Source organism: Nitrososphaerales archaeon, from assembly GCA_025058425.1.
Classification (GTDB): Archaea; Thermoproteota; Nitrososphaeria; order Nitrososphaerales; family JANXEG01; genus JANXEG01.
Map to the genome: position 1 here is coordinate 1 of JANXEG010000099.1, position 523 is coordinate 523.

The window sequence follows — 523 nt, forward strand, 5'->3', positions numbered from 1 at the left end:
TCAACAAACCCTTCCCTTTTTAAAACCATTTCATCCTTAGTGAGCAAATAAAGGCCAGAAAGACAATCTCTTGTTACCCCTATTATCGGTCCAGAAAATCTAGGGCTTCTTATGTGTTTGTGGACTTCCATCAAAAGCAAAGCTTCGGCTCTAGCCTCTTCTGTTTGTGGGATGTGTAAATTCATCTCATCACCATCAAAATCTGCATTGTATGGCGGACACACTGCTGTGTTTAGTCTGAAAGTTTTGAAGGGCATAACTCTAACTCTATGGGCCATCATGCTCATTCTATGTAAACTTGGCTGCCTGTTGAAAAGTGAGAGGTCACCATCAGAAATATGTCTCTCAACTATGTAGCCAGGAGCCAACTCTTTTGCTATTTCTTCTTTGTTAGACTGAGTTATTTTTTTCCTCCTTCCATCAGGCCTTATCACATAGTTTGCTCCTGGCCACACTTCACTACCATTCAACACAAGCTTTCTCATTTCCTCTAAATTTTTCTCGTTAACTTTAACAGGAATTG

The 523-nt window shown here is 40.2% G+C and carries 1 protein-coding gene; it reads right to left on the reverse strand.

The window, feature by feature from the left end; all coding sequences use genetic code 11:
- Positions 1-523: DNA-directed RNA polymerase subunit A'/A'' (locus NZ896_06850; GenBank protein ID MCS7117159.1), on the reverse strand; the 523-nt coding region annotated here is incomplete at both ends.